We start from the raw sequence: 6,798 nt of genomic DNA, 5'->3' as shown, positions 1-6,798 counted from the left end.
GGGCCGGGCGGGGGGGCCGGCCCGCCCAGCGACGAGGGGTTCGAGCACGGCGACCAGGCCGAGGGCGATGAGGCGGTCGACGAGGGCGGAGACCGTCGCCCGGGTCAGCCCCGTGGACCCGGCGATGTCCGCACGGGAGACCGGGCTCGGGGCGTCGACGACGCGGCGCAGGGTCAGGCCCAGGTTGTGCTGGCGCAGGCTCTGCTGGCGGGCCGCTCCCCCACCGGCGCGGCGTGCGCCGAGGTGACCTGCCCGAGCGCTCATGCCTTGACCCTACCGACCTCAGGGCATAAGTTCATCCATACAACAAATGGCGCGCCGGGGTCTCCGGGCGTCGATCGCCGGTCGGCCCGCCCGACCACCGTTCTCATCGAGGAGAGCCACTCATGGCGCCCAAGCCCACCCCCGCTGACAAGTTCTCCTTCGGTCTGTGGACCGTCGGCTGGAACGCCCAGGACCAGTTCGGTGCCGCGAGCCGCCCCTGGCTCGACCCGGTCGAGTCGGTCCACAAGCTCGCCGAGCTCGGCGCCGCCCACGTGACCTTCCACGACGACGACGTCGTGCCCTTCGGCTCCGACGCCGCCGAGCGCGACCGGATCCTCACGCGCTTCAAGGGCGCCCTCGACGAGACCGGCATCACCGTCGAGATGGTCACCACCAACACCTTCAGCCACCCGATCTTCAAGGACGGCGCGTTCACCTCGAACGACCGCCGGGTGCGCCGCTACGGCTTGCGCAAGATCGTGCGCAACGTCGACCTCGCCGCCGAGCTCGGCGCCGACACCTTCGTCATGTGGGGCGGGCGCGAGGGGGCCGAGTACGACTCGGCCAAGGACCTCAACGCCGCGCACGACCGCTACGCCGAGGGCATCGACACCGTCGCCGCCTACATCAAGGAGAAGGGCTACGGGCTGCGCATCGCCCTCGAGCCCAAGCCCAACGAGCCCCGCGGCGACATCCTGCTGCCGACCGTCGGCCACGCCCTGGGCTTCATCGCCCAGCTCGAGCACGGGGACATCGTGGGCCTCAACCCCGAGACCGGCCACGAGCAGATGGCGGGCCTGAACTACACCACCGGCCTGGCCCAGGCCCTGTGGTCGGAGAAGCTCTTCCACATCGACCTCAACGGCCAGCGCTCGATCAAGTACGACCAGGACCTCGTCTTCGGTCACGGCGACCTCTTCTCGGCCTTCGCCACGGTCGACCTCGTCGAGAACGGCTTCCCGAGCGGGGGCCCGCGGTACGACGGCCCGCGCCACTTCGACTACAAGCCCTCGCGCACCGAGGACTTCCAGGGCGTGTGGGACTCGGCCGCGGCCAACATGACCACCTACCTGCTGCTCAAGGAGCGGGCGCAGGCCTTCCGCGCCGACCCCGAGGTCCAGGAGGCCCTCGAGGCCGCCGGCGTGCTCGAGCTCGCCACGCCGACCCTCGCCGAGGGCGAGACCCTCGCCGACCTCCTCGCCGACACCTCGGCCTACGAGGACCTCGACGTCGACGTGGTCGCCGAGCGCGGCTTCGGCTTCGTCCGCCTCAACCAGCTCGCCCTCGAGCACGCCATCGGGGCACGCTGATCCTCTGACCGGCCGCTGCGTCGGGTCGGTCGGCCCTCGTGGTCGACCGACCCGGCGCAGCGTCCAGCCCGACCGACCCTGGCCGGCCGGACGTCGGCGCCCGTCCCCGTCCCCGTCCCCGTCCCACCAGCCGTACTCCGAGGAGGAGCGATGGCGCTCGTCGCCGGGGTGGACTCGTCCACCCAGTCCTGCAAGGTCGTCATCCGCGACGCCGAGAGCGGCGCCCTGGTCCGCTCGGGCCGCGCCAGCCACCCCGAGGGCACCGAGGTCCACCCCGAGCACTGGTGGACCGCCCTCGAGGAGGCCCTCGCCCAGGCCGGCGGGCTCGACGACGTCGCTGCCGTGGCGGTCGGCGGCCAGCAGCACGGCATGGTCGTGCTCGACGAGCAGGGCGAGGTGATCCGCCCGGCCCTGCTCTGGAACGATTCCCGCTCGGCCCCCGCGGCCCGGGAGCTCATCGCCGAGCTGGGCGACTCGGTCACCGAGGACACACCCCGCTCGAGGGACGGCGCCGCGTCCTGGGCGCAGGCCATCGGCTCGGTCCCCGTCGCCTCGATCACCGTGACCAAGCTGCGCTGGCTGCGCGACGCCGAGCCCGAGAACGCCGCCCGCGTCGCCGCCGTGGCCCTGCCCCACGACTGGCTGTCCTGGCGCCTGGCCGGGTACGGCCCGGGCAGCGACCTCGCCACACTCGCCACCGACCGGTCCGACGCCTCCGGCACCGGGTACTGGTCCCCCTTCACCGAGGACTACCGCCGCGACCTGCTGGTGCTGGGGCTCGGGCACGACGCCGTGCTGCCGCGGGTGGTCGCCCCCTGGGAGGCCGCGCACGTGGTCGACCGTCCTGGCGGCCCGCTCCTCATCGGTCCGGGGGCCGGGGACAACGCGGCCGCCGCCCTCGGGCTCGGCATGCGCAGCGGCGACGTCGCCCTGTCGATCGGCACCTCGGGGGTCGTCTCGGCCGTGGCATCCAGCCCGATCGCCGACGCGTCGGGCATGGTCACCGGCTTCGCCGACGCGACCGGCCGCTACCTGCCGCTGACCGCGACCCTCAACGCCTCCCGGGTGCTGGACGCCGCGGCACGCATGCTCGGCGTGGACCACGCCGGGCTCAGCGCCCTCGCGCTCTCAGCCCCCGCCGGGGCCGAGGGGCTCGTGATGGTGCCCTACCTCGAGGGCGAGCGGACCCCCAACCGGCCCGACGCCACCGGGGCCCTGCACGGCCTGCGCCTGGCCAACACCACCCCCGCGAACCTCGCTCGCGCCGCGGTCGAGGGCATGCTGTGCGGTCAGGCCGACGGCCTCGACGCACTCCGTGCCCAAGGGGTGCCCGTCGAGCGGATCCAGCTGATCGGGGGCGGGGCGCAGTCCGAGGCCGTACGGCGGATCGCGCCGAGCGTCCTGGGCCTGGACGTCTCGGTCCCTGCCCCGGGCGAGTACGTGGCCGACGGCGCCGCACGTCAGGCTGCGTGGGTGCTCGCGGCCCGTGCCTCCGGGGCGGGCGAGGCCTCGACGGCCCCCGCGTGGGCGGCCTCCTCGGTCGAGGTGCACCGGGCCCCCGCCGTGCCGGCCCTCCGCGAGCAGTACGCCGCGGTCCGCGAGCTCACCGGGGTGCGACCGGCCTGATCCGGCAGGTGCAGGGCCACCCACGCACGAGGGCCCGGCAGCGCTGCTGCCGGGCCCTCGTCACGTCGTCGGGCGGATGGTCCCGCCCACCCTGCTCAGCGGTTGTCGTACGCCGCCTTGACCTCGGCGGGGATGCGGCCACGGTCGTTGACCGTGAAGCCGTTCGAACGCGCCCACTCGCGGATCGCTGCGCTGTCGCTGCTCGCACCGGAGCGGGGGGCGCCGGCGCGACGGGCCGACTTGGTGCGGCCGCCGACCTTGCGGGCGTGGCCGACCCAGGACGCGAAGGCCTCGCGAAGGGCGGAGGCGTTCTCGCTGCTGAGGTCGATCTCGTAGGAGACGCCGTCGAGCGCGAACGACACGGTCTCGTCCGCCGCGCCACCGTCGAGGTCGTCGAGAAGGACGACCTGAACCTTCTGTGCCATGACATTCTTCTTTCGCCCGGAAATATGCTGGTCGCCGAAAGACTACCCCGAGTTCTCGCGGGATGCATTCGCCGTCGTCGTGGGTGGGCGTATTCACCGACCCATCACATTGTTGCGACGATTCCGGTACGCGGACGTACGGACGCGTGGTCCCGCGCGAAGAGTTCCGCGACGGCCTCGTCGAAAGGCGTTTCAGGGGGCGTTCTGCTCCGCGCGGGCGCGCTCTTCCTCGGCATCCAGGCGCGCGAGGGCCAGGCGCTCGCGGCGGTCCGCGCGGATGATCGCGCGCATCGCGAACCAGAAGATCATGCCGACGCCCACCGACGGGATCACGGCGCCGAGGGCCTGGAGAGCAGGGTGCATGGAGCCGATCCTACGCCCGGCCCGCCACCGTCAGGAGAGCGGCTTGACCAGGGGGAAGAGGATGGTCTCGCGGATGTTCAGACCCGTGAGGGCCATGAGCAGCCGGTCGATCCCCATTCCCATGCCGCCTGCCGGGGGCATGGCGTGCTCCATGGCGGCGAGGAACTCCTCGTCGATGCGCATGGCCTCGTCGTCCCCGGCCGCCGCGAGCCGCGCCTGGGCCTCGAAGCGCTCGCGCTGGATCACCGGGTCCACGAGCTCGGAGTAGGCGGTCGCGGTCTCGACGCCGCGGATGTACAGGTCCCACTTCTCGACGACACCGGGCTGCTCGCGGTGGTCACGGGTGAGGGGGCTCGTGTCGACCGGGAAGTCCCGCACGAAGGTCGGGGCGTGCAGCGTGTCCCCCACGTGGTGCTCCCACAGCTCCTCGACCAGCTTGCCGTGGGTCTGCTTGCGCGGGTCGATCTGCAGGTCGAACCGCGCGACCAGGGCCATGAGCCGGTCGAGCGGGGTCTGCGGGGTGATCTCCTCGCCCAGGGCCTGGGACAGCGACGGGTACAGGTGCAGGGTCTGCCACTGCCCGCCGATCTCGTACCCGGTGCCGTCGGCCAGGGTCAGCGCGGTCGTTCCCAGGGCGTCCAGGGCAGCAGTCTGGATCAGGTCCTGCGTGAGCGCGGCCATGGTGTCGTAGTCGCCGTAGGCCTCGTAGGCCTCGAGGGTCGCGAACTCGGGGGAGTGCGTCGAGTCCGCCCCCTCGTTGCGGAAGCTGCGGTTGATCTCGAAGACCCGGTCCACGCCACCGACCACGGCCTGCTTGAGGAAGAGCTCGGGGGCGATCCGCAGGTAGACGTCGAGGTCGAAGGCGTTGATGTGGGTCGTGAAGGGCCGGGCCGTCGCCCCGCCGGGCTGGGTCTGCAGCATGGGGGTGTCGACCTCGACGTACTGGCGACGGTGGAAGTTCTCGCGCAGGGAGCGCAGCACGGCGGCGCGCAGCCGGACCATGTCCCGCGCCTGCGGGCGCACGATGAGGTCGACGTACCGCTGGCGCACGCGGGCCTCCTCCGAGAGGTCCTTGTGCAGCACGGGCAGCGGGCGCAGAGCCTTGGCAGCCAGGCGCCAGTCGTCGACGAAGACGCTCAGCTCGCCGCGCCGGGAGCTGATGACCTTGCCGTGGGCGAAGAGGTGGTCGCCGAGGTCGATCTCGGCCTTGAACCGGTCGAGGGACTCGGGGCCGACGACGGCCTGGCTCAGCATCAGCTGGAGCCGGTTGCCCTCGCCGTCCTGGACGGTCGCGAAGCACAGCTTGCCCGTGTTGCGCTGGTAGACGACGCGCCCCGCGACGCCGACGAGGTCCTCGGTCTCCTCGCCTGCCTCGAGGTGCGCGTAGGTCGCCCGCACCTCGGCCACCCCGTGGGTGACAGGCACCCCGACGGGGTAGGCCTCGCGCCCCTCGGCGAGCATGCGGTCCCGCTTCTCGCGCCGAACCCGGAGCTGCTCGGGCAGGTCCTCGCCCAGGGGCTCGGAGCCGGCCTGCGGGGCGTCGGTCTGCGGGGCGTCGGGCTGCTCGGGCGTCGTGGTCACGCCCGCGATCCTACGAGGTCCAGGGCCAGGTCGAGGATCGGGCTCGAGTGGGTCAGGCCCCCCACCGAGAGGTGGTCGACGCCGGTCTCGGCCACCTCGACGGCCCGGTCGAGGGTCAGCGTGCCCGTGGCCTCGAGGAGCACGGGACCGGTCTCGGCCTCGCGCGCCCGGACCGCGGCGACGACCTCGCGCAGGAGCGGGGTCGGCATGTTGTCGAGCAGCAGGAAGCGGGCCCCCGCGTCGAGGGCCTCCATGGCCTGGGCGGCGGTGTCGGCCTCGACCTGGATCTCGACCTCGGGGAACCGGTCCCGCACCGCCGCGACCGCCGCGGCTGTCCCGCCGGCCGCGGCGACGTGGTTGTCCTTGACCATGGCGACGTCGTAGAGCCCCATGCGCTTGTTCTCGCCGCCCCCGCAGCGCACCGCGTACTTCTCCAGGGCGCGCAGCCCCGGGGTCGTCTTGCGGGTGTCGAGCACGGTCGCCCCGGTCCCGGCGAGGGCCACGGCCCACCGGCGCGCGTGGGTCGCGACCCCTGAGGCCCGGCTCGCGAGGTTGAGCAGGGTGCGCTCGGCGACGAGCAGCGCCTGGACAGGCCCCTCGAGCTCGGCCAGGACCTCGCCGCGCGCGACGGCGGCGCCGTCCTCCACCCGCATCCGGACGGTGGGGACGGGCACCTCGAGCCGCCCCGCGGTCTGGGCGAGCACCTCGGGCACGACGACGAGCCCGGCGACGACGCCCTCGGCCCGCGCGACGAGGTGGGCCAGCCCGTGCTGCTCGGCGGGGATGGTGGCCTGGGTGGTCACGTCGCGGCCGGGGGCCGCACCCAGGTCCTCGTCGAGGGCACGGCCCACGAGCGCGGCGAGCCACGCCGGGTCCAAGGTGCCGACGGAGAGGGCTGGGAAGGGGGAGCTGCTCACCCTCCCCACGGTAGCGAGGGCGGGCCGCGGGCGTGCGACGGCCGGGGCCTTCGCCCTGCGCCGCGTCGACCAGATACCCGTGGGGGTATGGTCGGACGGTTCCTCACCCCGCCGGCACTCCCCCGAAAGGACCACCATGACCTCCCTGCTCGACCGTCTCCTGCGTCGCGACCCCGACGCCCTGCCGCGGGCGGTGCGGGTCGAGCGCGCCCTCGACCTGCTGCAGGACGGCGCCCTGCTGGTCGACGTCCGCGAGCCCGGCGAGTGGCGATCAGGCCACGCGCGCGCCGCGCGTCACGTGCCGCTCGACCG

The 6,798-nt window shown here is 73.5% G+C and carries 7 protein-coding genes; 2 read left to right on the top strand and 5 right to left on the bottom strand.

What is annotated here, in order from left to right:
• The coding region (locus tag L0B03_RS12000) for a MarR family transcriptional regulator (protein WP_250446038.1) at positions 1-264 on the bottom strand (264 nt) is incomplete at its 3' end.
• A 122-nt stretch (positions 265-386) separates the two neighbouring features.
• Here L0B03_RS12000 and xylA point away from each other — a divergent pair.
• Positions 387-1,574 carry a xylose isomerase gene (gene xylA / locus L0B03_RS11995; protein ID WP_250446037.1) on the top strand — a complete coding sequence of 396 codons (1,188 nt, stop codon included), beginning with the start codon at positions 387-389 and terminating at the stop codon, positions 1,572-1,574.
• 150 nt (positions 1,575-1,724) lie between these two features.
• Positions 1,725-3,200 (top strand): xylulokinase, encoded by a 1,476-nt coding sequence (gene xylB / locus L0B03_RS11990; protein WP_250446036.1) that lies wholly within the window; start codon positions 1,725-1,727, stop codon positions 3,198-3,200.
• 95 nt (positions 3,201-3,295) lie between these two features.
• Here xylB and L0B03_RS11985 read toward each other — a convergent pair whose 3' ends face one another.
• From L0B03_RS11985 to nadC, 4 genes are all read right to left on the bottom strand, one after another.
• Positions 3,296-3,625, bottom strand: a complete 330-nt coding sequence (locus L0B03_RS11985; protein WP_250446035.1) for an Lsr2 family protein — start codon at positions 3,623-3,625, stop codon at positions 3,296-3,298.
• 192 nt (positions 3,626-3,817) lie between these two features.
• Positions 3,818-3,988 carry a hypothetical protein gene (locus L0B03_RS11980; protein WP_250446033.1) on the bottom strand — a complete coding sequence of 57 codons (171 nt, stop codon included), beginning with the start codon at positions 3,986-3,988 and terminating at the stop codon, positions 3,818-3,820.
• 30 nt (positions 3,989-4,018) lie between these two features.
• A complete protein-coding gene (gene lysS, locus L0B03_RS11975) occupies positions 4,019-5,569 on the bottom strand; it encodes a lysine--tRNA ligase (protein ID WP_374204941.1) in 1,551 nt (516 codons plus the stop codon).
• Positions 5,566-6,486: a carboxylating nicotinate-nucleotide diphosphorylase gene (nadC, locus tag L0B03_RS11970; RefSeq protein ID WP_250446031.1), complete on the bottom strand. Its 921-nt coding sequence runs from the start codon at positions 6,484-6,486 to the stop codon at positions 5,566-5,568. Before nadC ends, lysS begins: the two co-directional genes overlap by 4 nt.
• Between the last annotated feature and the right edge of the window lie 312 nt (positions 6,487-6,798).

The sequence above is a fragment of the Actinotalea sp. C106 genome, assembly GCF_023630195.1.
Lineage (GTDB): Bacteria > Actinomycetota > Actinomycetes > Actinomycetales > Cellulomonadaceae > Actinotalea.
This window is presented reverse-complemented; position numbering and strand designations above follow the sequence as displayed.

Excerpts from the sequence above, each read along its gene's own strand:
- xylA (WP_250446037.1), top strand. The coding sequence starts at position 387 with ATGGCGCCCAAGCCCACCCCCGCTGACAAGTTCTCCTTCGGTCTGTGG.
- xylB (WP_250446036.1), top strand. The coding sequence starts at position 1,725 with ATGGCGCTCGTCGCCGGGGTGGACTCGTCCACCCAGTCCTGCAAGGTC.
- L0B03_RS11985 (WP_250446035.1), bottom strand. The coding sequence starts at position 3,625 with ATGGCACAGAAGGTTCAGGTCGTCCTTCTCGACGACCTCGACGGTGGC.
- L0B03_RS11980 (WP_250446033.1), bottom strand. The coding sequence starts at position 3,988 with ATGCACCCTGCTCTCCAGGCCCTCGGCGCCGTGATCCCGTCGGTGGGC.